Source organism: Flavobacterium sp. (genome assembly GCF_027484945.1).
Lineage (GTDB): Bacteria > Bacteroidota > Bacteroidia > Flavobacteriales > Flavobacteriaceae > Flavobacterium.
Genome location: NZ_JAIXRZ010000020.1, coordinates 31,676 through 57,204, shown reverse-complemented (window position 1 = coordinate 57,204; position 25,529 = coordinate 31,676). Strand labels below are relative to the sequence as shown.

General features: G+C 38.0%; 21 protein-coding genes, 1 tRNA gene and 2 pseudogenes. 12 read left to right on the top strand and 12 right to left on the bottom strand.

Going from position 1 to position 25,529, the window contains the following annotated elements; translation table 11 throughout:
* Positions 1-77 precede the first annotated feature (77 nt).
* The 3 genes from Q0039_RS03230 to Q0039_RS03220 all read right to left on the bottom strand — a co-directional run bounded on the left by Q0039_RS03230 (position 78) and on the right by Q0039_RS03220 (position 3,574).
* Positions 78-151: transfer RNA gene (locus Q0039_RS03230), tRNA-Asn, on the bottom strand.
* Between the two features lie 83 nt (positions 152-234).
* Positions 235-1,581: an RIP metalloprotease RseP gene (gene rseP, locus Q0039_RS03225; RefSeq protein ID WP_297508978.1), complete on the bottom strand. Its 1,347-nt coding sequence runs from the start codon at positions 1,579-1,581 to the stop codon at positions 235-237.
* A 73-nt stretch (positions 1,582-1,654) separates the two neighbouring features.
* Entirely contained in the window at positions 1,655-3,574 is a 1,920-nt protein-coding gene (locus Q0039_RS03220) for a M1 family aminopeptidase (protein ID WP_297508975.1), read from the bottom strand.
* A 189-nt stretch (positions 3,575-3,763) separates the two neighbouring features.
* On the opposite strand from Q0039_RS03220, the gene serS reads away from it, so the two are divergent.
* The 11 genes and pseudogenes from serS to Q0039_RS03170 all read left to right on the top strand — a co-directional run bounded on the left by serS (position 3,764) and on the right by Q0039_RS03170 (position 13,047).
* The gene (gene serS, locus Q0039_RS03215; protein WP_297508972.1) at positions 3,764-5,035 is read left to right on the top strand and encodes a serine--tRNA ligase; all 1,272 of its coding nucleotides are present in this window, start codon (positions 3,764-3,766) and stop codon (positions 5,033-5,035) included.
* A 74-nt stretch (positions 5,036-5,109) separates the two neighbouring features.
* On the top strand, positions 5,110-6,885 hold the full coding sequence (locus tag Q0039_RS03210; protein WP_297508969.1) for a tetratricopeptide repeat protein: 1,776 nt from the start codon (positions 5,110-5,112) through the stop codon (positions 6,883-6,885).
* Between the two features lie 79 nt (positions 6,886-6,964).
* Positions 6,965-7,288: a DUF4286 family protein gene (locus Q0039_RS03205; protein ID WP_297508966.1), complete on the top strand. Its 324-nt coding sequence runs from the start codon at positions 6,965-6,967 to the stop codon at positions 7,286-7,288.
* Positions 7,289-7,472: 184 nt separating this feature from the next.
* Positions 7,473-8,252: a 16S rRNA (adenine(1518)-N(6)/adenine(1519)-N(6))-dimethyltransferase RsmA gene (gene rsmA / locus Q0039_RS03200; protein WP_297508963.1), complete on the top strand. Its 780-nt coding sequence runs from the start codon at positions 7,473-7,475 to the stop codon at positions 8,250-8,252.
* Complete coding sequence (gene mgtE, locus Q0039_RS03195; protein WP_297508960.1) at positions 8,242-9,594, top strand: magnesium transporter; 1,353 nt, start codon at positions 8,242-8,244, stop codon at positions 9,592-9,594. The genes rsmA and mgtE overlap by 11 nt, the downstream gene beginning before the upstream one ends.
* 54 nt (positions 9,595-9,648) lie before the next feature.
* Positions 9,649-10,587 (top strand): annotated as a pseudogene (locus tag Q0039_RS03190) (2-hydroxyacid dehydrogenase); the annotation flags it as partial.
* Positions 10,573-11,007, top strand: coding sequence for a VOC family protein (locus tag Q0039_RS10270; protein ID WP_366520866.1), 435 nt, complete (start codon positions 10,573-10,575; stop codon positions 11,005-11,007). The pseudogene Q0039_RS03190 and the gene Q0039_RS10270, both read left to right, overlap by 15 nt.
* A 55-nt stretch (positions 11,008-11,062) precedes the next feature.
* Complete coding sequence (locus Q0039_RS03185) at positions 11,063-11,401, top strand: TM2 domain-containing protein (RefSeq protein WP_297508957.1); 339 nt, start codon at positions 11,063-11,065, stop codon at positions 11,399-11,401.
* Positions 11,402-11,412: 11 nt separating this feature from the next.
* Positions 11,413-11,817: a DUF2752 domain-containing protein gene (locus Q0039_RS03180; protein ID WP_297508954.1), complete on the top strand. Its 405-nt coding sequence runs from the start codon at positions 11,413-11,415 to the stop codon at positions 11,815-11,817.
* Positions 11,814-12,260 (top strand): hypothetical protein, encoded by a 447-nt coding sequence (locus Q0039_RS03175; protein WP_297508951.1) that lies wholly within the window; start codon positions 11,814-11,816, stop codon positions 12,258-12,260. Before Q0039_RS03180 ends, Q0039_RS03175 begins: the two co-directional genes overlap by 4 nt.
* Positions 12,244-13,047, top strand: a complete 804-nt coding sequence (locus Q0039_RS03170) for a M48 family metallopeptidase (RefSeq protein WP_297508948.1) — start codon at positions 12,244-12,246, stop codon at positions 13,045-13,047. The genes Q0039_RS03175 and Q0039_RS03170 overlap by 17 nt, the downstream gene beginning before the upstream one ends.
* A 37-nt stretch (positions 13,048-13,084) precedes the next feature.
* Here Q0039_RS03170 and Q0039_RS03165 read toward each other — a convergent pair whose 3' ends face one another.
* The 3 genes and pseudogenes from Q0039_RS03165 to Q0039_RS03155 all read right to left on the bottom strand — a co-directional run bounded on the left by Q0039_RS03165 (position 13,085) and on the right by Q0039_RS03155 (position 15,896).
* The gene (locus Q0039_RS03165; RefSeq protein ID WP_297508944.1) at positions 13,085-14,125 is read right to left on the bottom strand and encodes an aldo/keto reductase; all 1,041 of its coding nucleotides are present in this window, start codon (positions 14,123-14,125) and stop codon (positions 13,085-13,087) included.
* Positions 14,126-14,134: 9 nt separating this feature from the next.
* Positions 14,135-15,100, bottom strand: a complete 966-nt coding sequence (locus tag Q0039_RS03160) for an OmpA family protein (RefSeq protein WP_297508941.1) — start codon at positions 15,098-15,100, stop codon at positions 14,135-14,137.
* Between the two features lie 25 nt (positions 15,101-15,125).
* Positions 15,126-15,896: pseudogene (locus Q0039_RS03155) on the bottom strand (exodeoxyribonuclease III).
* Positions 15,897-16,099: 203 nt separating this feature from the next.
* On the opposite strand from Q0039_RS03155, the gene Q0039_RS03150 reads away from it, so the two are divergent.
* Positions 16,100-17,896: a lysophospholipid acyltransferase family protein gene (locus Q0039_RS03150; protein WP_297508938.1), complete on the top strand. Its 1,797-nt coding sequence runs from the start codon at positions 16,100-16,102 to the stop codon at positions 17,894-17,896.
* Positions 17,897-17,945: 49 nt separating this feature from the next.
* Here Q0039_RS03150 and Q0039_RS03145 read toward each other — a convergent pair whose 3' ends face one another.
* The 6 genes from Q0039_RS03145 to radA all read right to left on the bottom strand — a co-directional run bounded on the left by Q0039_RS03145 (position 17,946) and on the right by radA (position 25,520).
* Positions 17,946-19,340 carry a PQQ-dependent sugar dehydrogenase gene (locus tag Q0039_RS03145; protein WP_297508936.1) on the bottom strand — a complete coding sequence of 465 codons (1,395 nt, stop codon included), beginning with the start codon at positions 19,338-19,340 and terminating at the stop codon, positions 17,946-17,948.
* Between the two features lie 114 nt (positions 19,341-19,454).
* Entirely contained in the window at positions 19,455-21,125 is a 1,671-nt protein-coding gene (locus Q0039_RS03140; protein WP_297508932.1) for a DUF4139 domain-containing protein, read from the bottom strand.
* Positions 21,126-21,141: 16 nt separating this feature from the next.
* Positions 21,142-21,669: a hypothetical protein gene (locus tag Q0039_RS03135; protein WP_297508930.1), complete on the bottom strand. Its 528-nt coding sequence runs from the start codon at positions 21,667-21,669 to the stop codon at positions 21,142-21,144.
* 23 nt (positions 21,670-21,692) lie between these two features.
* Positions 21,693-22,151 carry a hypothetical protein gene (locus Q0039_RS03130; RefSeq protein WP_297508927.1) on the bottom strand — a complete coding sequence of 153 codons (459 nt, stop codon included), beginning with the start codon at positions 22,149-22,151 and terminating at the stop codon, positions 21,693-21,695.
* A gap of 46 nt (positions 22,152-22,197) precedes the next feature.
* Entirely contained in the window at positions 22,198-24,123 is a 1,926-nt protein-coding gene (locus tag Q0039_RS03125) for a biosynthetic peptidoglycan transglycosylase (RefSeq protein WP_297508924.1), read from the bottom strand.
* Between the two features lie 38 nt (positions 24,124-24,161).
* Positions 24,162-25,520, bottom strand: coding sequence for a DNA repair protein RadA (radA, locus tag Q0039_RS03120; protein WP_297508921.1), 1,359 nt, complete (start codon positions 25,518-25,520; stop codon positions 24,162-24,164).
* Positions 25,521-25,529 lie beyond the last annotated feature (9 nt).

Below are 25,529 nucleotides of genomic sequence, written 5' to 3'. Positions count from 1 at the left end.
TAAATTTATAAAAGAATAAATCTTGGAGTTTCTTAAAACAACAAAGCCTGATACTTTCATATCAGGCTTTTGTTTTGCTCCCCCTCTTGGGCTCGAACCAAGGACCCTCTGATTAACAGTCAGATGCTCTAACCAACTGAGCTAAGGAGGAAGATGTTTTATCTTTTAAGCGGTTGCAAAGATAACACGGAATTTTATTAATCCAAACATTTTTAGAAAAAAATGAAAAAAAAATTACTTGCCAAATACCGCTTTGTAAATGTCATTTCCGTTAGCAAATAAAAGTAATGCAATCAGAATTATGAATCCAACCATTTGCGCTTTTTCCAAGAATTTATCACTGGGTTTGCGCCCCGAAATCATTTCATATAATAAAAAGATCACATGACCGCCATCTAAGGCTGGAATAGGCAATAAATTCATGACACCCAACATAATGGATAAAAATGCAGTGATTCCCCAAAAGGCTTGCCAGCTCCAACTTGATGGGAATACTTTAAAAATAGCACCAAATCCACCAACGCCTTTGTATGCACCTGTACTTGGGTTAAAAATTGCTTTTAATTGTCGGCCGTAGCTAGTGAGTTGATTCAAGCCCATATCAATTCCAATGGGGATGGATTCAAAAAAACTAAATTCTTCATGCTGTATTGGATACAATCCCATTTTTTCCATATCATTCGGGGGTAATAGACTTGCGTAGGCAACTCCCATTTTTCCCGCATTGTTAATTTGAATCTGTACGGGAGTAAGCTGGTTATCTCGTTTTACCACACCCGCTACTTTTTTACCTTTTGATTGCTGCAATAACGGAAGCAATTCGTCAACAAATTCAATTTTTTGACCGTTAAACTCTGTGATAATATCCTTTTCTTTAAAAATAGATTTATTAGGGGAATTGGGGGTAACTTCTGAAATTATAAACGGAATCCGAAGATTGACCAACATCCCTTTTTCTGTTTTCATTAATTGATCAATCAGATTTATAGGGAGGTGTACTGTTGTATTTTTTCCTTCACGGTTAACCACAATTTCTTTCGCAAGTAATAGGTGGTTAGCAATTTCGTTATAGCGTTTGATAGGCGTATTATCGATACTTACAATTTTATCACCATTTCGCAAACCGGCCTTTTCCAAAACAGGGTTGGTTATCCATAATCCTTTTGTAATCGCATCGTTTGCAATATATTCCTGACCGTAATAAAACGTCATTCCGATATAAATGATAAAGGCTAATATAAAATTAACAATAACGCCCCCTAACATAATAATTAATCGCTGCCAAGCGGGTTTGGATCGAAATTCCCATGGTTGAGGTTCGCCTTGCATCTGCTCGGTGTCCATCGACTCGTCGATCATCCCAGCAATTTTGACATACCCCCCCAATGGTAGCCAACCTATACCGTATTCGGTTTCGCCAATTTTCTTTTTAAGCAAAGCAAATTTTACATCAAAAAATAAATAAAATTTTTCAACACGGGTTTTAAATAGTTTGGCTGGTATAAAATGACCCAATTCGTGTAAGACGATAAGTATTGACAAACTCAGTAAAAACTGACCTAATTTAATTGCAAATTCCATGTATTCTTCTCCTAATTCAATGAAGCACAAAAGTAGGCTATTTCTAACCTAGTTTACGAGCGTATGACTAAATTTAGTTTTTAATTAATTTTTTATAAAACACCCCCTCAGAAGTCAAAATTTTAACGTGATAACTCCCAGAAGCTAAATGACGAATATCCATATCGGTATGAGTATATTCTCCTACCATTTGTCCTACCGAATTGTAAATGGTTACGGTCTCTAAATCCAATTGGTCGGGCATTTGCAAATGTACCTTTTGATTAGTTGGATTAGGATATAAGGCAATTGTTGCTGCAGTAGTAAAAAGCGCCTGGTCTAGTTGCGCCGTATTATTGCGCGAAATGATGTGCTTTTTAGGGTCAAATTGTACGCCAGTTACAGTAAAAGGTACCGGAATTATAAATTCTTCACCACTAAACGTATGGTTTAAAACAACATCATAGGTCTGTCCTCCTGACCCCGTTAGTCGAATGGGTACAGGCATTTCAAAAAAGGTAACACTTGGATGCGATTGGGTTTGGTTTAGGGTAATTTTTGCTTGACCCCCTCCCCAATTTTGCGCACTAACAGTATAAGTTGGATACCCTTGATTATAGACCCAATCATTAAAAAATTCGGTTAAATCTTCATTGGCTGCAGTTTCTAAATGCATTTTTAACTGTGCAGTAACCGCATAGTTATAAGCCAATGTAGGGTCGGCTAAATAATTCCGTAATGCTTGAAAAAATAACGCATCACCCAACTTAAAGCGCAACATATGCAAAACCATTGCACCTTTGTTGTAAGACAAACGGCTGCTAAAAATTCGACTAGCATTTAATGCCTCGGTATCGGTTAAATAAACTGCACCGGTTGTTTGCAAAGTAATATTGCTAATCATTGCGGTTTTATCAGCAATGAATGCAGTTTCACCATCAAATTGTTCAATTACCATTGAGGCCATGTAGGTTGCAAAACCTTCATTTAACCAAATATCTTTCCAGCTACCGCAGGTCACTTTATCGCCAAACCAATGATGTCCGAGCTCGTGTGCAATTAAACCACGACTGAAATTATTCATAAAGGAAATGGTAGTATGTTCCATGCCGCCGCCCCAACCAAATTGCGCATGACCATATTTTTCATTGGAAAATGGATAAGGTTCAAAAGTAGATTCAAAAAAATCCATAATGGCAAGCGTCTCATCCATTTGCGCTTGTGTGGTAGCATTAAAATTTTCGGGATACACATAATTCACAATTGGAAACGTGTTGGGAGGCGTCCCTGCAGTTTGAGTATATACCGTATAATTGGTTACTGCAAAGCAAATGAGGTACGCTGGAATCGGATAATTATGTCGAAAATGGGTAGTTTTTAAAGCTCCATTAATGGTTTGTGACTGCTCCAATCCATTTGAAGCAGCTACATATTGTGAGGGAGCCGTAATATAAATATCAACCAAATTAATTTTATCATTCAAATCTTGTTTACAGGGCCACCAATCGCGCGCGCCAAAAGGTTCTGATAAGGTCCACATGACCGGAGTACCAGCATGAGTTCCCGTTCCAAACGAATCAAATCCACTAGGGGGGGGTGTCCCGTTGTATGTAATTTCTACTGAAGCGGTATTTCCAGTATTTACGGTAGAAGGTAAGGTAATCACTAATTCTTCTGATGCATTTTGAACAAAAGCTAGGTTTGCCCCATTCATTTTCACTGCAGTTACCGTAAGTTCGTTCATCAAATCAAACGTAACGGTATTCATGTTTTCTAATGCAGTAAACGTAGTAGTAACTTTACCACTAACCGTTGGCGAAGCTGGGTTGACCGTCAATTCAATTTTGTGATAGGTAACGTCATAATTGGAGGTATTTGCATTTACTACTACATTCATTGTTGCAGCAGCTGCTTTTCGCTCGGCATTAACCATTTCATTAAATTCATCTAAATTGGTTTGTCCCCAACCCAAAACACTTAACAGCAAAAGGAAAAAAGTAGATTTATTTTTCATGATTATGATCAAAAATTTTTGCGAATGTATGAAAATTTTCCCCATACTATTGATAATCAATTCCCAAAATAGCTTTAAAAAGCTTACTGTTTTGAAACAAACCAAATCCAAAATTGCCCCTCAATTCATAAACAATTATCAAAAGCATTTCCCTAACTTTGCCGTTTAGATTTAAACACCCATTTTCACATGTTACAGATTGCTGTTATTCGAGAAAACCCAGAGCGGGTAATTGCGGCGCTGAAGCGCAAGCACATGGATGCCAAAGGTATCGTCGAAGAGATTGTACAACTGGATGAAAAACGCCGCAGTTCGCAGGCATCCTTAGATAATGTTTTGGCCGAATCCAACAAATTATCTAAAGATATTGGGATGTTAATGAAAAATGGAGAAAAAGCTAAAGCAGAAATCCTCAAACAAAAAACAACGCAACTTCGCGAAGAAAGTAAAGTCTTAACAGAACAATTGGAAGGTTATGCCAATCAATTGAACGAAAAATTGTATATACTTCCCAATCTACCAGCAGATAATGTACCCAATGGAAAAACACCCGAAGAAAATTTGAATGTTTTCCAGGAAGGCGAAATCCCCGTATTGCACGAAGGGGCTTTACCCCATTGGGAGTTGGTGAAAAAATACGATATCATCGATTTTGAACTCGGTGTAAAAATTACTGGTGCCGGTTTCCCGGTTTATAAAGGAAAAGGAGCACGCCTCCAACGCGCCTTAATTTCCTATTTTTTAGATAAAAATACTGAAGCGGGCTACCAAGAATACCAAGTGCCGCATTTAGTAAATGAAGCTTCTGGATTTGGAACCGGACAGTTGCCCGATAAAGAAGGACAAATGTACCACGTTGGATTGGATGACTTGTATTTAATTCCCACCGCAGAAGTTCCTGTTACCAATTTATTTCGCGATGAACTATTGAACGAAAATGATTTGCCAATTTTATGTACGGGATATACACCTTGTTTCCGTCGAGAAGCAGGTTCCTACGGAGCGCATGTTCGTGGGTTGAACCGTTTGCACCAATTCGATAAAGTTGAAATTGTTCGCATCGAGCATCCTGACAATTCCTATGCGGCTTTAGAGGGAATGGTTGAACACGTTCAGGGAATTATGCGCGAATTGAAGTTACCCTACCGAATTTTACGATTGTGTGGAGGTGATATGAGTTTTGCATCGGCATTAACGTACGACTTTGAAGTGTTTTCAACAGCTCAAGATCGTTGGTTGGAAATTTCATCCGTTTCAAATTTTGAAACCTTTCAAGCGAATCGCCTGAAATTGCGTTTTAAAGGTAAAGATGGGAAAACCCAATTAGCCCATACCTTAAACGGAAGTTCCTTGGCTTTGCCTCGCGTAATGGCGGGTATCCTTGAAAACTATCAAACTCCAGAGGGAATTGTAATTCCAGAAGTATTGCGTCCCTACACCGGATTTGATATCATCAACTAACTTTTCGTAAAGAAATCATAAACAGGTACTAAACTAGCGCTTTTTGTGTTACTTTAGTACATTGTTTTTATCCTATGAAGCAATTATTGTGTTCTATTATTTGCGGGTTTACCTTTGCTGCTTTTGCTCAAAACGAGCAGTTGGCACAGCATTATTTTGACCGGGGTGAATTTGAAAAAGCAGTAGTGAGTTTTGAGGATTTATTGAAATCACAACCCCATAATTTCAACTATTTTCAACGTACAATAGAGTGCTATCAACAACTGCAAAAGTTTGAAAAAGCCGAGAAGTTAATTGTTGACCGTTTGGAGCTATATAAACAGGCAAATTTTTTGGTCGAATTAGGCTATAATTTTCAACTTCAAAAGAATACCGATAAAGCCAAAAAATATTACGATCAAGCGATAGATAAGATTCGAAAAAATCACAATGAGGTTTTTCAAATTGCCTTTGCTTTTGACAAAAAAGGATTGACCGATTATGCCATTCAAGCCTATGAGTTAGCATTGACTATCGAGCCTAGTTATAATTTTAATTATCAAATGGCTTTGCTTTACGGGCAAAAAGGGGACATCGACGCAATGATTGAAAAATTTTTAATTGAATCGTTTGCTAATCCACAGAGTTTGGTAATGATTCAAAATCAATTGTCGCGTTTTATGAATGAAGATGCGAGTGTAACGTTTAATACGTCTTTGAAGAAAGCCCTATTAGCAAGAACTCAAAAAACACAAGACGTGTTTTGGAACGATTTTTTGAGTTGGTTTTATGTTCAGCAAAAAGAATATGGAAAAGCCTTTATTCAACAAAAAGCGATTTTCAAACGCAATCCAGAGTCTTTTTCAACTATCGTAAACTTGGCTCAGCTCGCCATGAATGAAGATGATCAAGAAGCTGCTATTGAAATTTTAAATTTTATTTTACTCAATACCAAGGATTTGGATTTGCAAATCAAAGCGCATGCGTATTTGATAGAATTGCAAATAAAAAAAGCACAACCTGCAGATTATCCGGCAATTGCCTTGGAGCTGGACAATCGAATCAAGCAATTTGGAGTAAGCCCGTATACGCTTCAATTACTACAGCTTAAAGCCAAATTTTTAGCTTTTCAACTAAAAGATACCGAAAACGCGCGCCTCATTTTGAAAAATGCCCTTGAAATGCCTTTGAAGCGCGAAGAAATAGCCGAAGTAAAAATGGACTTGGCCGACCTGCTTTTGTTGGAAGAAAAGTTTAACCAAGCCCTAATTTATTATGCACAAGTAGAGACCGATGGTGGAAATAACCCAGTCGGTCAGGAAGCCAGTCTTCGGGTGGCCAAAACGAGTTATTATAAAGGGGATTTTAAATGGGCTGAACACCAATTGAATGTATTGAAATCGGCTTCTACGCAGTTAATCGCCAATGATGCTATGGATTTGTATTTATTGATTAGCGATAATACCGTAGCCGACTCAACGCAAACGGCTTTAAAAAAGTTTGCCCGGGCCGATTTCTTGTTGTACCAAAATAAAAAAATAGAAGCTTTGGCCGCTTTTCAAGCTATTTTGAAAGAGCACAAAGGGCAAGAAATTGAACCCATCACGCTTCTCCGAATAGGGAAATTGCAGGAAGCCCAAAATAATATTCCAGAAGCAATAGCGAGTTACCTTCAAATTATTGAACAACATAAAGACGGTATATATGTCGATGAAGCAACCTATTTTGCCGCAGAGCTATATGCCAAAATAGGCGATACCGAAAAAGCAAAACCACTATATGAAGATCTAATAATCAATCGAGAAGACAGTATTTATTTTGTCGACGCACAGAAGAAATACCGTCGTTTGCGAGGGGATAAAGATTTGTAGAAATTATAAATTTTAAATTGTAAATGTAGATTGAAATTAAAACTGCCAATTTGCATTGATTGAATTGAAATACGTACACATGATACTATACAATGTAACCATCAACATTCACGAAAGCGTTCATGATCAATGGATGAATTGGATGCAAACAAAACATATCAACGAGGTATTGGCTACCGGAAAATTTTCATCGGCGCGGATGGTTAAAGTTTTGGTAGAAGAAGAAATGGGCGGTACCACTTATGCCATTCAATATACTACCGATAGTTTGCAAACCTTACAACGTTATTATGATGAAGATTCGGGGCGTTTAAGGGAAGAAGGTCAAAAGTTATTTGGTGATAAAATGTTGGCATTCCGCACGGAATTACAATTGATTTCGGAGCATTTTCAAAATAATTAATACCGATGGAAATTTGTTTTACCACCAAAGAAGAAACCAATACGCTACGACAAGAGGATTTTTAAATTCTTTTAGAATAGCGCTTGTTCAAGCTTTTTTGCATTGTGTAGACGAATGAAATCATTTCCGGTAAAACAAAAACATACGCTGAAAAAGGATAATTTTTTAATTATAATTACTTCTCATGAACCAAGTTAGAGCCAAAAAACATTTAGGGCAGCATTTCCTAACCGACGAATCGATTGCCCGTCGTATTGGCGATACCTTGACGCTTCAGGGATATGATACCCTATTGGAAATTGGTCCCGGCATGGGGGTACTAACCAAATATCTTTTAGAAAAAGACACCGAGACCTATGTAGTTGAAATCGATACAGAATCGGTCGCTTATTTGGAAGCCCATTATCCAAAATTACATGGAAAAATTCTCGCTAAAGATTTTCTAAAATACGATTTTTACAAAGAATTTCAAGGGAAACCATTTGCGATTACCGGTAATTTTCCCTACAATATTTCTACGCAAATTGTTTTTAAAATGTTGGAAATGCGCGACCGTGTTCCCGAATTTTCGGGGATGTTTCAAAAAGAAGTAGCCGAACGCATTTGCGAAAAAAAGGGCAGCAAAACCTACGGGATACTTTCCGTTTTAGTGCAAGCCTTTTATGATGCAGAATACCTGTTTACCGTAGACGAAACGGTATTTAATCCGCCACCAAAAGTAAAATCGGGTGTATTGCGACTAACGCGCAAACCCAATTATCAATTGGCTTGTAGTGAGAAAATGCTTTTTAATGTGGTAAAAACGGCCTTTAATCAAAGAAGAAAAACGTTACGAAACAGTTTAAAATCCTTAAATTTGTCCGATTCTTTGCGAGAAGATTCGGTATTTGACCTTCGACCGGAACAACTATCCACCGAGGACTTTATCGAATTAACTCGAAAAATTGAGGCCTATGCAGTTTAAAATTAGTAAAGAATTACTGGATCAAATCGACAATTTGATTCGGCAGAATAAGGAGCGTGAATTGCACGACCTCCTTAGTGAACTGCATTATGCCGATATCGCCGAGATTATGGAAGAACTCGACGATAATCAAGCTTCCTATATTTTTAGCATCCTTGACTCTGAAAAAACAGCCGATGTGCTGATGGAAATAGACGAGGAACTTCGGGTTAAACTCTTAAAACGCATGTCGGCTAAAGAGATTGCCGAAGAAATCGACGAGCTCGATACCGATGATGCCGCCGATATTATTGCCGAACTCCCGCAAAGTAAAAAAGAAGAGGTAATCTCAGAGTTGGAAGATGTTGAGCATGCGAAGGATATTGTTGAACTATTGCGCTATGATGAAGATACCGCTGGTGGTTTGATGGGGAAAGAATTGGTAAAAGTCAATGAAAATTGGAATGTCCTTACCTGCGTGAAGGAAATGCGCATACAGGCCGAACACGTTACCCGCGTTCATTCGATTTATGTAGTAGACGATGATAATCGATTGAAAGGCCGCTTATCATTAAAAGATTTATTAACCACTTCTACTAAGACGCCAATTAGCGAGGTTTATATCAAAAAAGTAGATTACGTGCGTGTTCATACAGCCAACACAGAAGTTGCGCGAATTATGCAAAAATACGATTTGGAAGCCATTCCCGTAGTCGATGAAATGGGCCGTTTAGTAGGACGTATTACCATTGATGATATCGTAGATGTTATTAAAGAAGAAGCCGATAAAGACTACCAATTGGCCGCAGGGATCTCTCAAGATGTTGAAGCAGATGACAGCATCTTAGAATTAACTCGTGCGCGTTTACCTTGGTTGGTCTTGGCGTTGTTTGGCGGTTTTATTTCGGTACATACTTTGGGCTTGTTTGAACCCGCCATGAAAGAACACGGTCAACTGTTCTTTTTTACACCGCTAATTGCCGCAATGGCCGGAAATGTGGGTGTGCAATCTTCTGCGATTATCGTTCAAGGGTTAGCCAATAATTCGATCAGTGGTTCGTTGTGGAATCGTTTACTCAAAGAGATTTCACTTTCGTTATTGAATGGAGTGATTCTTGCGATTATCTTATTTTTAGGAAGTCACTTCTTGTTGGGTTATGCAACTAAAATTGGAGAAATTATTGCCATTGCGTTAATTTCAGTAATTGTAATTGCCTCATTAATAGGAACGTTTATTCCGTTGTTGTTGGACAAAATAGGCATAGATCCTGCATTGGCAACCGGGCCATTTATTACGACAAGTAATGATATTTTTGGGATTATGATTTACTTTTCCATTGCGCGTTTGATTTTAGGATTCTAAGTCCATTTTCTATTTGGGCTTTCCTATCTTTGCTTTAAATCAAATACCCTTGTTTTGAACCCAGCCGAAATTCGTATTTTACATTTGGATTCCAATCATCCGCTCCTTTGGGAACAATTGCATCTTGCCGGATTTACCAATGAAGCCGATTACAGTTCAGATAAAGCAACTGTTGAATCCAAGATCGCCCATTATCAGGTAATTGTTATTCGCAGTCGTTTCCCAATTGATGCTGCTTTTTTGGATGCTGCTACACAATTGCAATTTATTGCACGGGTAGGTGCGGGTTTAGAAAGTATCGATGTTGACTATGCAATTGCAAAAGGAATTCATTTAATTGCTGCACCTGAAGGCAATCGCAATGCGGTAGGTGAACATGCGGTAGGCATGCTATTGTCATTGATGAACCGGTTAAACCCGGCTGATCGAATGGTTCGTCAAGGCCAATGGATTCGAGAAGGTAATCGTGGCTATGAATTGGAAGGTAAAACGGTAGGAATTATTGGTTATGGAAACATGGGTAAATCGTTTGCCAAAAAATTACAAGGTTTTAACGTTACGGTTTTGTGTTATGATTTGCTAGCAAATGTAGGTGATGAAAATGCCCAACAAGTCGATTTGCCAACGCTCCAAGCTCGCGCGGATGTATTGAGTTTGCATGTGCCATGGACATCCCAAACCGATAAAATGATCGGCACGGAATTTATTAATCAATTTGCCAAACCCTTTTGGTTTATCAATACCTCGCGGGGTAAAAATGTAGTTACCGAAGATTTAGTGGCGGCCCTGAAATCGGGTAAGATTCTTGGTGCAGGGTTGGATGTTTTAGAATATGAAAAGCTTTCGTTTGAAAGTTTGTTTACAGAAGATGACCGTCCCGAAGCGTTGGAGTATTTGTTGCAATCTGAACAAGTACTGTTGACACCCCATATTGCGGGCTGGACTTTTGAAAGTCATGCAAAATTGGCCCAAACGATAGTGGATAAAATACGGATATTTTATGGCCAAATAGAAGTCGAATCCACAGCGCAGCCACATGTAACAGGTTTGGGTGGCTTTTTCTTTAAATCGGAAAATCCAAAGTTATTAAAATCATGGTATGCAACGCACTTGGGATTACCAGTCGATGATTACGGATGGTCGTTTTGGTGGAAAGATTCCAATGGCCGTGATGCGATGACACAGTGGTCGCCATTTGAAGCAGGGACGCATTATTTTGACCCGAGTGAAAAACCCTATATGATCAATTACCGGGTAGATAATTTGGAACGCATACTTCAAAAACTCAAGCAAGAAGGCGTAACCATTGTAGGCGAAATTGAAACCTTTGAATATGGTAGATTTGGATGGATCATGGACCCCGAAGGAAATAAAATTGAACTTTGGGAGCCAATAGATAGTGGATTCAAATAAATTTCTTAATTTTCAGCCGATAACCAATATCAATAATCAATCTAAAACCAAAATTATGGATTCACAAAAAGTAGACATGTTCATGATGGCGAACTCAAAATTTTTTGAAGCGCATCAATTACCCGCAATTCGCGAGCGCTTATTAAATTTAGACGAGTCAAAATGGGCGATGATTCAAATGACCCAATTTAAAGACCCAACCACGAGTTTAATCATCTCATTATTTGCAGGAGGATTAGGTATTGACCGTTTTTATATTGGCGATACAGGATTGGGTATTGCAAAACTGTTAACTTGTGGTGGGTTAGGAATTTGGAACATTGTGGACTGGTTCTTAATCATGGGAGTAACTCGTGAAAAAAATATGGAAAAATTCCATAACGCTTTATACTAAGAGCATAAAAAATGACCCGAAATCGGTTGTACACCATTGTAATGATTGGCACCATTTCGGGTTTGTTTTATTTTTTATATAGTTTTTACAGGAATCCGGAAACCGGTATTAGTTGGTGTCTTTTCAAAAATGCTACCGGTTACCCTTGTCCGTCATGTGGGACTACCCGGGCGATGAAACATTTAGTCCAAGCTGAATTTCACAAAGCTTTGGTTACTAACCCACTGAGTTACCTCATGGCATTGGTGCTTTTTATCGTTCCCGTTTGGGTAGGATATGATGCAATCACCCGAAAATCGGGATTTTTTCAATGGTATCAAAATGGAGAGACCCTTATTCGAAAACGACCCATTGCATTTCTTTTCATTGGCTTGATTCTTGCTAATTGGATTTGGAATATATTTAAAAAACTATGATTTACAACCTCAATTTTCCTTACAAACCCTCAGAACACGAGGCTGAAAAAGCATCGAATAGTTATTTGATGTCTTTGGTTGCGCTCGTTGCCGGGTTGCCGTTACCAATTATCAATTTAATTGCAACGTTTTTCTTTTTTATGGCCAACCGCAAAGGAACGTATTTTGTTCGTTGGCACTGCACACAAGCCTTGTTTTCCCAAGCCGGACTTTTGTGTATGAACAGTTTTGGCTTTTGGTGGACTATCGATATCATTTTCTATAATTACCCCATTTCAGGGTCCTATTTTGCCTATTTATTTACGGTGATTCTGTTTAATATTACAGAGTTTATTTCTACTATTTATTTGGCAATAAATACCCGAAAAGGGAAGCATGTCGAGCTGTGGTTTTTTGGTCCATTAACAAATTTAATCTGTAAACCCGATGCAACCAATCAATAAAATTATCATTCAAGGAATACTCCTTATTGCCGTGTTTTTCGGACTTTTTTTTGGGTTATCTCAAATCGACTTTATCAAGGCATTTAATATTCGTCAAACGAAATTAAATACGGCGAATAAACTCGGAGATGTACTTTGGAAACAAGTCGAAGAAAGTGAAGTTATTATCTACAATGATACCCTTCAAAAAACCTTGGATTCATTAATTACTCCCATTCTAGAAGCCAATGATATTCCTAAAGATTCAATCCGACTTCATTTGGTTGAAAATAGTCAAGTCAACGCTTTTGCCATGCCAAACAATCATTTGGTGGTTTTCACAGGGTTAATTAAAGACTGCAAAAAACAAGAAGCTTTGCAAGCGGTATTAGGACATGAAATTGCGCACATCCGTAAAAACCATGTGATGCAAAAGTTGTCGAAGGAAATCGGACTTTCCGTTTTATTGTCGGCTACAGGGGGTAATGGTACATTAATCCGAGAGATTTTGAAAACACTTTCCTCAACGGCCTACGATCGTGCTCTAGAAAAAGAAGCCGATTTAACAGCGGTTGATTATCTATTGAAAGCCAAGATTAATCCTAAACCCATGGCTGATTTTATGTATCAATTGGCGCAAAAGAGCGATATGCCCGAAGGGTTTGGTTGGATCTCTACTCATCCTGAATCCGAGGACCGCGCCCGATATATTTTGAGTTATTTGAAAGGTAAAAAACTTGAAAATAAGCAAATGTTAAGTCCCAAAAGCTGGGAGACTTTTAAAACCCGAATAGCGGAAGAAGATTAACAAAAAAACCTGACATCATCGTCAGGTTTTTGTTTTATTAAGGTGCCGGGTTCGGATGTAACTCTTGTATTTTTTGAATGCCTGCGATAACTTCATCGGTGAGTTCCGTAGCAAAGGCATCGAGATTTTCTTTTAATTGCGCTAAACTTGTAGCTCCAACGATTGTTGAGGTTACAAACGATTGTCGGTGCACAAACGCCTCTGCCATTTGTACTAAGGTCAATCCATTGGCTTCCGCTAATTCTTTATACATGCGCGTTGCAGTAAAACAATTTTGATTGGTATACCGGGTAAAATTGGGGAATAACTTCATCCGAGAATTTTCGGGATATCCGTTGAGGTATTTGCCTGATAAAAATCCGAAAGCCAAAGGCGAATAGGCCAATAAGCCCACACCTTCACGATAGCATAATTCGCTCAAACCGACTTCAAACAAGCGGTTTAAAAGTGAATACGGATTTTGAATCGTTACAATACGTGGCAAACCATGACGCTCACTTTCTTGCAAAAAACGCATCACGCCAAATGGATTTTCATTGGAAACGCCAATATGCTTGATTTTCCCCACTTTAATTAATCCGTCAAAAACCTGTAGCACTTCCAAAATAGTATCTTGCCAATGGGGGTCAAATTCGGTTAATCCGCGTTTACCAAACATATTCATTACGCGCTCAGGCCAATGGGTTTGGTATAAGTCAATTGTATCGGTTTGCAGATTTTTCAAACTTAAATCTACCGCTTCGTGTATGCTTTTTTTCGAAAAATCCAACGGTTGCCGAATATATTCCATTCCGCGATTCGGTCCGGCAATTTTTGTAGCGATGACTAGCTTCTCCCGTTTGGTACTTCCAATTTTTTTTAACCAAGATCCAATGAATCGTTCGGTACTACCAAAAATTTGGGCATTTCCGCCAATAGGGTACATTTCGGCAGTATCGATAAAATTAATTCCACGTTCCACTGCATAATCCAATTGATCATGGGCTTCAGCTTCAGTATTTTGATTGCCAAAAGTCATAGTGCCCAAACAAATGCGGCTTACGCGCAAATCGGTATGAGGCAAATAGGAGTAGGTCATTGCTGTCATTTACAATTCATCCAACATTTTGGTAATCTCGTCCAATTTTGGGGTTAAGATAATTTCAATACGTCGGTTTTTCGCTTTCCCTTCTGCTGTAGTGTTAGCCATAAGAGGTGCATATTCTCCGCGGCCCGCAGCAGTTAAACTTTGACGGTTGATGTCTTTATTTTCTGACAAAATATTCACGATAGCTGTAGCGCGCTTGGTCGATAAATCCCAGTTGTTTTCGACACCACCACCAATTGTTCCTAAAATTTTATCATCGTCCGTATGACCTTCAATTAATATAGAAATATCCGGATTTTGAGCTAAAACTTTACCCAATTCCACCACTGCTTTTTTACCTTCAACACCAACAGCCCAACTTCCGGTTTGGAACAACAATTTGTTTTCCATAGACACATAGACTTTTCCGTTTTTTTGTTCAATGGTTAATCCTTTGCCTTCAAATGCATTTAAGGCTTTGGATAAATTCTCTTTTAGTTTTTTCATATTCGCATCTTTCGCTGCAATATAGGCTTCCAATTCATTAAGACGTTTGGAGCTAGCTTCCAATTCTCCGCGCAATTTATTCAAACGCTCTTGCTCGGCTGCGATTGTTTTTTCTTTGGCTTCTAATTGTGCCAAGAGTTCGCGATTCTTGCTAATATTACTACTTAATGCGTCATTACTGTCTTTTTCCAAAGCCGAATAGGCAGCTTGAAGGTTTTTTAAATTTTTTTCAGAAGCGACAAGTTCAGCCTGAAGTTTATCACGATCCGATTTTAATTTGTCGTAATCGGTTTTTAGCTTCGCGCCATCCATTTCAAGTTGGCCTTTTGCTTTTTGTAAGTTTTCATTTTCGTCGGATAATTGACGGTTTTCTTTTTTCAAATCGGCGTATTTGTTTTCCAATTCGGTATAAATCTTTTTAGATACGCAGGAAGTTGACAGCGTTAATAATGCTAATCCTAAGGTTGCTTTTTTGATCATAATCGTTTAGTTATATTGGGGGAGGTTATACAATTTCGTTTATTTCGACAACAATTGGGCAATGGTCAGAGTGTTTTGCCTCGGGCAATATAACCGCGCGCTGCAATTGCGCTCTAAGGGATTCACTCACGAGGTTATAATCGATTCGCCACCCTTTATTGTTGTTACGGGCATTGGCGCGATAACTCCACCAACTGTAGTGGTGGGGTTCTTTATTAAAATGCCGAAAACTATCAATAAAACCCGATTTAATGAAGCCCGCTAGCCAAGCCCGTTCTTCGGGTAAAAAGCCAGAGACAGTTGCATTTCGTATTGGATCGTGAATATCAATTGCTTCGTGGCAAATGTTATAATCCCCACAAATAATTAGATTCGGAATACTTTTTTTGAGTTCATTGATATACACTTGAAAGTCGTCCATATATTTAAACTTATGGTCCAATCGATCACTATTGGTTCCGGAGGGCAAATACAAACTCATTACTGAAATCGCTCCAAAGTCGGCACGCAAATTTCGCCCTTCAAAATCCATATGGTCTATACCTGTTCCAAAAACGACATTGTCGGGTTGAATTTTAGATAAAATCGCTACACCACTATATCCTTTTTTTTTTTTTTTTTAATAGTATTGGTAAGGATATCCGGCAGCAGTGATGGCATCGGTCGGAATTTGATCTTCTGTAGCTTTAATTTCTTGAAGGCAGATTACATCGGGATTGGCTTGCTGCAGCCAGTCGAGAAATCCTTTGGTAATAGCCGCACGAATTCCGTTTACGTTGTAAGAAATAATTTTCATGGGTATGATAAAATTCAGGGAGCAATAGGCTTCCAATGACATTTGTTCAAAAATACAGATTTAGTATGAAATGCAGGAGTTATATCGAAAAATTATAATAAATGTTTAACCTTTTTTTGGGGAAAAAGGAGAAAATATAAAATCGCTATTGCTAAGAATTGCTATCTTTGTTTTTTTCATTAGATACACAATAGCAGAAGTAAATGGGTTTAGTCGCAGCGAAAGAAGTAGCCAAGGCAATTAAAGCAGACAAGTATGGTGTATTCGGTACTTTTGCAGGCTGGTTATTGATGAAAACCCTCAAAATCTCTACGCTGAACAAAATCTATGATCGCAATAAGCACTTAAATGAGCTGGAGTTTTTAAATGCTATTTTGGACGAATTCCAAATACGCTTTGAAATCCCTGAAGAAGACTTAAAGCGCTTACCCAAAGACGGGGCTTACATTACCATTTCAAACCATCCTTTAGGTGGGATTGATGGGATCTTATTATTGAAGTTAATGTTGGAACGCGAACCGAACTTCAAGATTATTGCTAATTTTTTGTTGCATCGCATCGAACCGATGAAGCCCTACATTATGCCGGTCAATCCGTTTGAAAATCACAAAAACGCCAAGTCGAGTGTCGTAGGAATTAAAGAAACATTACGTCATTTAAGTGATGGAAAGCCGTTGGGGATGTTTCCTGCAGGAGAAGTTTCGACCTACAAAGACGGTAAATTGGTGGTGGATAAGGCATGGGAAGAAGGGGCAATAAAAGTGATTCGAAAAGCCCAAGTTCCAGTAGTTCCCATATATTTTCACGCGCAAAACAGTAAATTGTTTTATTTGTTGTCTAAAATTAGCGATACTATGCGTACCGCTAAGTTGCCATCTGAGTTGCTTACCCAGAAAGATCGTACGATTAAAGTGCGTATCGGTAAACCCATTTCGGTAAACGAGCAAAATGAGCACGAGCGTATTGAAGAGTACAGTGAATTTTTACGACGAAAAACCTACATGTTGGCCAATTCGTTTGATGAAGCAAGTAAGTTTCAAGCGTTGCAGAGCACAAAGCCTTCTAAGAATGTCAAGCAAATTGCGCATCCGGCCAATCATGATAAAATTCTAGAAGAAATCGTAGCGTTACGTAAAGAGGATTCGCGTTTGTTGCAAAGTAAAAACTATGAAGTGTTTTTGGTTTCAGCCGATAAGATACCCAATATCCTCCATGAGATTGGTCGCTTACGTGAGATAACCTTCCGTGAAGTGGGCGAAGGCACTAACGAATCGTTGGATTTGGATAAATTTGACATGTACTACCAGCATATGTTCCTTTGGGATGAAGAAACGCAACAAATTGCAGGAGCTTATCGAATGGGCTTAGGCAAAGCAATTTTTTCCCAATACGGAATTGAAGGTTTTTATTTGAACGATTTATTCCGATTCGAACCTGAATTGAATACTATGATGACGCAGTCTATTGAAATGGGACGCGCTTTCATTATTAAAGAATACCAACAAAAGCCAATGCCTTTATTTTTATTATGGAAAGGTATTGTTCACACAACATTGCGTCATCCGGAACATAAATATTTAATTGGTGGGGTAAGTATCAGCAATCAATTTACCGAGTTCTCCAAATCGTTGATGATTGAATTTATGAAGTCGCATTATTATGATCCTTATGTGGCACAATATGTTCATCCCAAAAGAGCGTACAAGGTGAAATTGAAAGATGCCGACAAGGATTTTGTTTTTAATGAAGCCGAAGCCGATTTGAATAAGTTTGATAAAATTATTGATGAAATAGAACCAGGAAACTTACGACTCCCCGTTTTAATAAAAAAATACATCAAACAAAATGCACGTGTAATTGCGTTTAATGTAGATCCGTTATTTAATAATGCGGTCGATGGATTAATGTATATCCGCATTGCCGATTTACCCGAAAGTACGGTCAAGCCCGTTATGGAAGAGTTTCAGGCTGAATTGGAACGAAAAATGGGTGAGAAGTAGCCCTTTAAATACAAAAAAAATGCCCTTCCAACTGGAAGGGCATTTTTAATTATTCAAAAATAATTTTCTCGGTATAACGATTGCCGTTATTTTCAATTTGTAGAAAATAAATTCCTGGACGAATCCCCTCAGTATTAAGTTCAATTATGTTAGAAATTTCCGGTTGAAACTCAGCCATTTTTTTGCCCGTGATATCATGTAATTCTACACGACTTATTGATAAAAGCTGTGGGTTTTGAATATTTATTTTTCCTTTGCTAGGATTGGGTGCAAACGTTAAGCCAATTTGATTGAATTGGGAAGTGCCCATAGATGAATCCGTGATGCGAAGTAGCGAATTACCGCCTGTAATATACAATTCGCCGTTTACATCCTCTCCAAATGATGTGAAGCTGTTATTTCCGTTAAAAAAAGGAGTATAGGTAATAGCGCCCGTAGTAATGTTTAAAATCCCCATACGGTTTTGGCAATAATCAGCAAAGAAATATTTATTAAGCATATTCGGATAAACAGAACCCGTATATACGTAACCTCCAGTAATTGAGCAGCCTCCAGTAGCGGCATGGGTATACTCTGCAAAAGGAGCTATCATTCCGGTTGTATTGGAACAAGTCGAGTAAACCACAGATCCTTCAAAACATTTCCAACCGAAATTCAATCCAGCATTCGATAAAGGTGCTTGAATACGGTTAATTTCTTCTACTTGATTTTGTCCTACATCGGCTATCCATAGATCACCATTTAAGCGGTTAAATGAAAATTTCCAGGGGTTTCGTAATCCCAATGCCCAGATTTCTTGTTTGCCACTTTGGTTTACAAATGGATTGGTTGGTGGGTAGCCATAGTTTAACGAACCCACAGTGGTATTCACATCTAGACGCAACATTTTACCCAAATAAATTCGCGAAGGGGTTGTTGCATTAACAGTCATGTTTTGTGCATAATTTTGTGGATCTCCAGCACTACCGCCATCTCCCATACCAATGTAAAGGAAACCATCAGGTCCAAATTTTAATGACCCTCCGTTATGATTGGAATACGGTTGATCTATAGTCATTAATATTGTTCCGGTTGGATTGGCCACATTGGGATCGGAACTGCTCACAGTATATCGGGCAATTACAGTATCTCCCGAGAGGTTCGTATAATTGATGAAAAATTGACCGTTAGTAGCATAGTTGGGGTGAAAGGCTAAGCCTAATAAACCTTGTTCGCCACTATTAACCGTAAGTGATGAAACATTTAGAAAAGGGGTAGTTACAATAGTATTGTTTTGAACAATTCGAATCAATCCTCCTTTTTGAACAATAAATAATCGATTATCACCGCAGTGGGTAATTTCAACGGCACTACTCAAACCGGTTACTACAGTTTGTAGTGCAATGGTTTGGGCCATAGATAAATAACAACTGCCCAATACAAGAAGTGTGTAAAGCTTTTTCATACGTGTTTTAATTTGGTCCAAATTACAAAAAAGTCATTACCCTTGCAATACAAATAATAAATCCCGAGGAAACTCGGGATTATCATGAATTTATCGAAGCGTTTTTCAAAGAATTTATAAATTATCGATACTTTTATCTTTCGGATAACGCACCTTGTAACTAATTCGAATGGTTTTGGACTCATTGGGGTCCAATTTCAAATCCCAAGTCATAAATCCAGTTTCAGGATTTACCGATGCCTTACCGTCTTCCAAAAGTTCGATACTAATTTCTTTGTCAGAACTTAGTGGATATTGGTCTTTTAGTGTTAATTGAATAGCTTCTTTTTTATTATTGCGAATCGTAATATCATAGGTAAAGGTTTGCTCTTTGTATGCAGACAAAAACTTGGTGCCCGATTGATCTACAACTTTCTCCCGCTTGATCGAAATCTTTTTATCCCTTCCCATACTCAAACTCAAGGTATCACCGGTTTGCTCTGGATTAATAAAGGTTTTCCCAACATTCATATCTTCGAAGACTATATTGGCTTCTCCTGGCAGTAAATTATATTGACCGTAGTTGTCAATTTTAGCCAATAGGTATGCTTCTTTTTCTAATCGTGGCGCACAGTAAAATTTGTACGTAGCGGGAATTTGTAGTTCTTTTAACGATACACTGTGCATTTTTCCATTAGACAAGACATCATATAACAGATCAATATCAAAGGTTACATTGAGTTGGGATTCAGTGATTTGAATATAGTCATCAATGCCCGAAACAACCGTATCTTCCTTTTGCGCTACCGTGTCTGCATATTTATATTTATTTTCATATGTGTTGAGGGGTGCAGCATTTAAAGCAATAGGCGCAGCATAACCCTTATCCAAATCGCCTTCACGATATTCGCGAAATCTTAAAAACCAGGCACTTTGCAAAGGAGCTTCGTTGTTTTGATTCGGACTACCACTAGACAAACTTAATTTGATTTTTTTCCAATCGATGCCTGTGGTTTGCCAAACTTGGGCTTTGTACATCAATTGAATAGGATCTTTTATGCTGTTGGCGCGTAAATCATACATTGGTTTCCAACCCGCAGCATTGGTAATGTAGGAGAAATTGAGGGCTACATTACCTGCAACTTCATTCTGTATTTGCAGCACTAATTTTCCTTTTGACATTTTTTCTTCTTTGGCGGTTTTCAATTGTAAGCGCGCACTCAAATTAGCCAATGTTTCATTAAGCTTTATTTCTTTCTCGTTATAAGCCTCAATTTGGTTGTCGAGTTCAATACGTTTGCTTTTGTAATAGTCTACTATTTTAATCAATTCGGCAGCATTCAAACCCGAATTAGCCCCAACTACTTGTTTGTTGCTATCCAATAAGCCAATTGTTTGTTGGTTGGTATGTCTTAGAATTTGAATTTTTTTGATTTCTTTTTGAACGAGTTCGATACTGTCCCGCACTTTTTTAATCGTTGGATTACTTTCGTCAATTTCAAATTCGGAGATGTAATTTTTGGTAAACTGTGCCGACATAACCGTAACCGACTTAGGTGCTTTGATCTGTAAGGTATTTTCGTTAATAAAATCGGCAACATTTTTAATCACTATTTCACTACACCCTACGGGTAAATTAAGTTGTGCCCCCTGTTGAAGTTGGGCTCCATTAAAATAAACGGTTGCCCCGTTTGTTTTAGCGGTCGTAAACAATGGTTTTTGCCCCATTAAGCTCAAGGGAAGAATAAATATCCAAATTTTTGGTATTGCTTTGAATTTTAGCTTACGCAAAAGTTGTTCTTGCATGATCCTATTATTTAAATTATTTTAATTGAAAAATGTACTCCGTTTTATGTAACCAACTCGATTGATTGCCGTTGGGATAACTATGTATGTAACAAAGATTAATACGGTTTTCGTGCAAACTATAGACCACCCATTTTCCATTATAGGGGTCGTTCCGTTCTATCGATAGCAAATTAAAACGGTATGGATTGTCACTGTAGATAATATCATCTTGATGGTGTGCTTTTACCCAATTTAATAACGTAGCACCCGAAATGCGATTACCCGGTATTCCGGTATATAATTCTGAAATATCAAACCGTTGATTGGGCGTGTTTTCATGCCAACCTGATTTATAGCAATACAGCAACTCCCAGTCACTAGTTGGGGTAATTTTGTTTTTAATTATAGGTTTGGTAGTTGAATTCCAACCATTGATTGTTGCCAAATTCCGCGAGACTTCTTCCGGATTGGTTACCGGTTTCATGAATTTTTCAATCGGATTTTTAATTTGTACAACGCTCAAAAACAAAAATCCAATAAGTAGCAGAACGATTTTTTTCATCAAACGTAGGAGGATTTACAACTTTATTTTACACGTTCAAGTTCCATTCCAAGCGCAATAATATTCGGAAAATAGGGATATTCAAAAGTATTTTCCAAGGTAAACGTGTAGGTTCCGGGGTCAAAATGTTTAGCAGTAAATACGGTTTGTTTTACATCGCATACATCGCCAGTACAGTCGCCGCATTCTTCGCCTTTGGCATTTTTTATTAAAAATGTAAGGGGTTGTTTTTCAGTTTTCTCTTCATTTGATACGGTCAGCGCAAGCGGTAGTTTTGAAAACTGTGAGCCATACACAAAACTTCCCATAAGCACACCGTTAAAAGTGCCTGCATTTTCTATTGTAAAAGTAAATGTTTTTGGATCTGATTTTTGCCATTGATGAGTTTCTGGAAAATCATAGAATTCACTTAGGTCCTGATCGTTTTCGCAAGATTGCCCAAAAACAACTAAAGTAAGCGCAATTAACAATGAAATTTTCATGATTTTTTATTTTTAACAAAACGTGAAATAACTGTATTTCGTATAATTAAAACTCGATAAATTCGTCAAGTAATGGCTCGCTTTGAATCGTGTCAGCGACCTTTGTTTTTAGTCGACTTAAAGCTTCGCCAGTGAGTTGTAGGGGTTGACTGTAACCTAAAGTGTCCTCTGGGGTTATCCATTTTCTTCGAAGCATGAGCTGGGTTAAAAAATTTTGTTGTTGCAAAGCAAATTTTTTCTCTTTCCGATCCGAATCAAATCGGTACATAAAACCTTTGGGTTTGGGAATAATGGTTGCCAAATACAAACTTTCTTTAAAAGTAAGCGCCTCTGGTTTTTTTTGAAAATAATACTGGGCTGCTTCTCCAATACCATATACATTTGGACCCCATTCGATGATATTGAAATACACTTCCAACATTCGCTCTTTTGTAGCGATACGTTGTTTTTCTAAAATATAAACCAGTAAAATTTCTTCCAATTTTCGGGAAAGGGTTTTCTCCCGAGTTAGAAAAACATTTTTTACCAACTGCATGCTAATCGTACTGGCGCCCCGTGCAAACTTTTTGGTTCGAATATTTTTTGCAATGGATTGTTTAAAAGCTTCCGATATAAATCCGCTGTGATGCATAAACGATGGATCTTCGCTTGTTAAAACACATTTTTGCAGGTAAGGAGAAATTGCAGAAAGCGGCGTGTACATTAAATTTTCAGGACCAACAATTATTGGCCGTTGTGCAATTCCGTTTTCTATTGCACGGTAGATAAATCCGCTATTTATTTTTCGTAAATCTGCTGCTCCATAATGGGTAATTTTTAAATTTTCTGGTTGCAACTTACTTTCAAAAACCAGATCGTTTGGCTGTTGTTCGTTAAATTTAAAATCTAATTGGTAGCTGAAATTTCCCGAGGCTTGCATCCCTTCAAAATGGGAAAACAATCCTTTAGGTAAAGCAGTAATAAAATCTTGTGCTTTTGTTTTTGGGATTTTCAATTGCAGGGCAATCGTTTTGCCTTTTTCTTGGGCATACAATAAATAGGGCCTGCATTTAAGTTTTCCGAGTGTTATTTGTGAATTGGAATCCAATTGAATTTGACGTTCGCCTAAAATCCAATGAAAATCGACCTGAGCTTGTTGAATTGCTACGTCTTTGGAGGCAATCTTTGGATGGTTTATAATTAATTTGTGGATTGAAGCCATTCCGTTTGCATGAAATTCACCTTGCTCCATTCCTAAATTTTTCAATTGAAAGCGCGCCGATTTGAATGCCGTTTTTAAATGAAATTGATGTTGGATAAACGGGAGTTGCACCGTATCATGATGCAGGTTTTTAAATAGCAAATCGGTTTTCCGGTTTCGAGGATCGGCAAACCCGGCGAGACGCCACCATTGGGTTTTGTTGTTTTCAGCTACTTTAATTTGGGATTCTAATTGGTTATTATTTAGCGTCAATTGGGTAAAATCAAGTTGTGTTTGATGTCCTTTATCGTTTACTTTTAAAGCAAATCCTTCGACCTGCATTTGAGTTGGAATTAAATTTAAAAAACGAGTGGTTAAACGGTTAACAAAATCGGCATAATCCGTTGCTTTTTTTGTGCCACCAGCTTCTTTTTTAGACTTTAAAAATGCATCAAAATTACTGCCCTCAGCAGTTTTCACCCATTGAATATAACCGCGGTTAATACTTAAATCCGTTACTTGGAGGGTGCCCGTTAGTATTTTCCAAAAATTAAATCCTGTTTTAAGTTCCCCAATAGTTACAATTGTATCCCCTTGCATTGGTTTAAGGCTTATGGCTTTCATATAAATATGATCTAAACCTTCAAATTGGGCTTCCTTAATTACTAAATTACATTGGTAATCCCGTTGCATTTTAATGACTGCCTTTTCAATTACTTGATCCAGTAGTACATTACGAAAAATAAAAAGAAGTATACTCCCAATAACTAAAAAGGATAGTAAACTAATCACGAAAATTTTAATCTTTTTCGGGGAAATTGCGATTCGTCTCATCCAAATAATTCGCTAACCACTTCTTCAATTTTGGAAACCATTACGATTCGAATTCGTGTATTTGAGGCCGTAATTTTGTTGTATTTGGACACAAATATTGTTGTAAAACCTAATTTTTCGGCTTCTTGAATACGTTGTTCAATGCGGTTTACTGGACGAATTTCTCCTGATAAACCGACTTCGCCTGCAAAACACACTTCTTTTCCTACGGCAATGTCTTCATTAGAGGATAAAATAGCCCCTACAACTGCCAAATCAATTGCGGGATCATCAACAGATATTCCCCCAGTAACATTGAGAAAAACATCTTTAGTACCTAAACGAAACCCAGCCCGTTTTTCTAAAACTGCTAAAATCATATTTAAGCGTTTGGCATTATAGCCCGTTGTACTGCGCTGGGGTGTGCCATAAACTGCGGTAGAAACTAAAGCTTGGATTTCAATCATTAATGGGCGCATTCCTTCCAAAGTTGCTGCAATTGCTGTTCCGGAGAGTTCTTCTTCGCGATGTGAAATTAAAATTTCTGAAGGATTTGAAACTTCCCGAAGGCCTGTGCCTTGCATTTCATATATTCCTAATTCGGCGGTAGAGCCAAAACGGTTTTTTAAGGCGCGAAGAATACGGTACACATGATTACGGTCACCTTCAAATTGAAGTACAGTGTCCACCATGTGTTCAAGAATTTTTGGCCCTGCTATATTGCCATCTTTCGTAATATGTCCGATTAAAATAACGGGAATATTGGTTTCTTTGGCAAATTTGATGAGTTCTGCCGTACATTCTCGTATTTGAGAGATACTTCCAGCTGTAGATTCAATGAAGTCGGTATGAAGGGTTTGAATCGAATCGATGATTAAAATTTCTGGTTCGACTTCCTGAATTTGCCGAAAGATATTTTGTGTTTTGGTTTCGGTTAAAATAAAACAACTCTCGTTATTAGGATTGATGCGTTCGGCGCGCATTTTTATCTGTTTCTGACTTTCCTCGCCTGAAACATAAAGCGTTTTATAGGGAAGCATTAAGGATAATTGAAGTAAAAGTGTACTTTTTCCAATGCCGGGCTCACCCCCTAATAATACCACAGAACCGGGAACAATTCCACCACCCAACACCCGATTGAGCTCACCATCGCCAGTATTTAATCGAATTTCTTGAGTTGAATCAATTTCTTTAATTTTTAAGGGTTTAGTGGCTTTTTTAACTTCAACGCTCGATTTCCAAGCCACTTTTTCCTCTTTCTGAATAATTTCTTCAACAATTGTATTCCATTCTTTACAGGCATTGCATTGCCCTTGCCATTTGGCATATTGATTGCCACAATTTTGACAAAAAAAAGAAGTTTTTAATTTAGCCATTGCTGTACT

What these genes read in the sequence shown, in the direction of transcription:
- Q0039_RS03220 (WP_297508975.1), bottom strand. Translation starts at nt 3,574, where the DNA reads ATGAAAAATAAATCTACTTTTTTCCTTTTGCTGTTAAGTGTTTTGGGT.
- Q0039_RS03170 (WP_297508948.1), top strand. Translation starts at nt 12,244, where the DNA reads ATGCAACCAATCAATAAAATTATCATTCAAGGAATACTCCTTATTGCC.
- rseP (WP_297508978.1), bottom strand. Translation starts at nt 1,581, where the DNA reads ATGGAATTTGCAATTAAATTAGGTCAGTTTTTACTGAGTTTGTCAATA.
- Q0039_RS03180 (WP_297508954.1), top strand. Translation starts at nt 11,413, where the DNA reads ATGACCCGAAATCGGTTGTACACCATTGTAATGATTGGCACCATTTCG.
- mgtE (WP_297508960.1), top strand. Translation starts at nt 8,242, where the DNA reads ATGCAGTTTAAAATTAGTAAAGAATTACTGGATCAAATCGACAATTTG.
- Q0039_RS03160 (WP_297508941.1), bottom strand. Translation starts at nt 15,100, where the DNA reads ATGATCAAAAAAGCAACCTTAGGATTAGCATTATTAACGCTGTCAACT.
- serS (WP_297508972.1), top strand. Translation starts at nt 3,764, where the DNA reads ATGTTACAGATTGCTGTTATTCGAGAAAACCCAGAGCGGGTAATTGCG.
- Q0039_RS03185 (WP_297508957.1), top strand. Translation starts at nt 11,063, where the DNA reads ATGGATTCACAAAAAGTAGACATGTTCATGATGGCGAACTCAAAATTT.
- Q0039_RS03140 (WP_297508932.1), bottom strand. Translation starts at nt 21,125, where the DNA reads ATGCAAGAACAACTTTTGCGTAAGCTAAAATTCAAAGCAATACCAAAA.
- Q0039_RS03165 (WP_297508944.1), bottom strand. Translation starts at nt 14,125, where the DNA reads ATGACCTACTCCTATTTGCCTCATACCGATTTGCGCGTAAGCCGCATT.
- radA (WP_297508921.1), bottom strand. Translation starts at nt 25,520, where the DNA reads ATGGCTAAATTAAAAACTTCTTTTTTTTGTCAAAATTGTGGCAATCAA.
- rsmA (WP_297508963.1), top strand. Translation starts at nt 7,473, where the DNA reads ATGAACCAAGTTAGAGCCAAAAAACATTTAGGGCAGCATTTCCTAACC.
- Q0039_RS03150 (WP_297508938.1), top strand. Translation starts at nt 16,100, where the DNA reads ATGGGTTTAGTCGCAGCGAAAGAAGTAGCCAAGGCAATTAAAGCAGAC.
- Q0039_RS03145 (WP_297508936.1), bottom strand. Translation starts at nt 19,340, where the DNA reads ATGAAAAAGCTTTACACACTTCTTGTATTGGGCAGTTGTTATTTATCT.
- Q0039_RS03135 (WP_297508930.1), bottom strand. Translation starts at nt 21,669, where the DNA reads ATGAAAAAAATCGTTCTGCTACTTATTGGATTTTTGTTTTTGAGCGTT.
- Q0039_RS03130 (WP_297508927.1), bottom strand. Translation starts at nt 22,151, where the DNA reads ATGAAAATTTCATTGTTAATTGCGCTTACTTTAGTTGTTTTTGGGCAA.
- Q0039_RS03210 (WP_297508969.1), top strand. Translation starts at nt 5,110, where the DNA reads ATGAAGCAATTATTGTGTTCTATTATTTGCGGGTTTACCTTTGCTGCT.
- Q0039_RS03175 (WP_297508951.1), top strand. Translation starts at nt 11,814, where the DNA reads ATGATTTACAACCTCAATTTTCCTTACAAACCCTCAGAACACGAGGCT.
- Q0039_RS03205 (WP_297508966.1), top strand. Translation starts at nt 6,965, where the DNA reads ATGATACTATACAATGTAACCATCAACATTCACGAAAGCGTTCATGAT.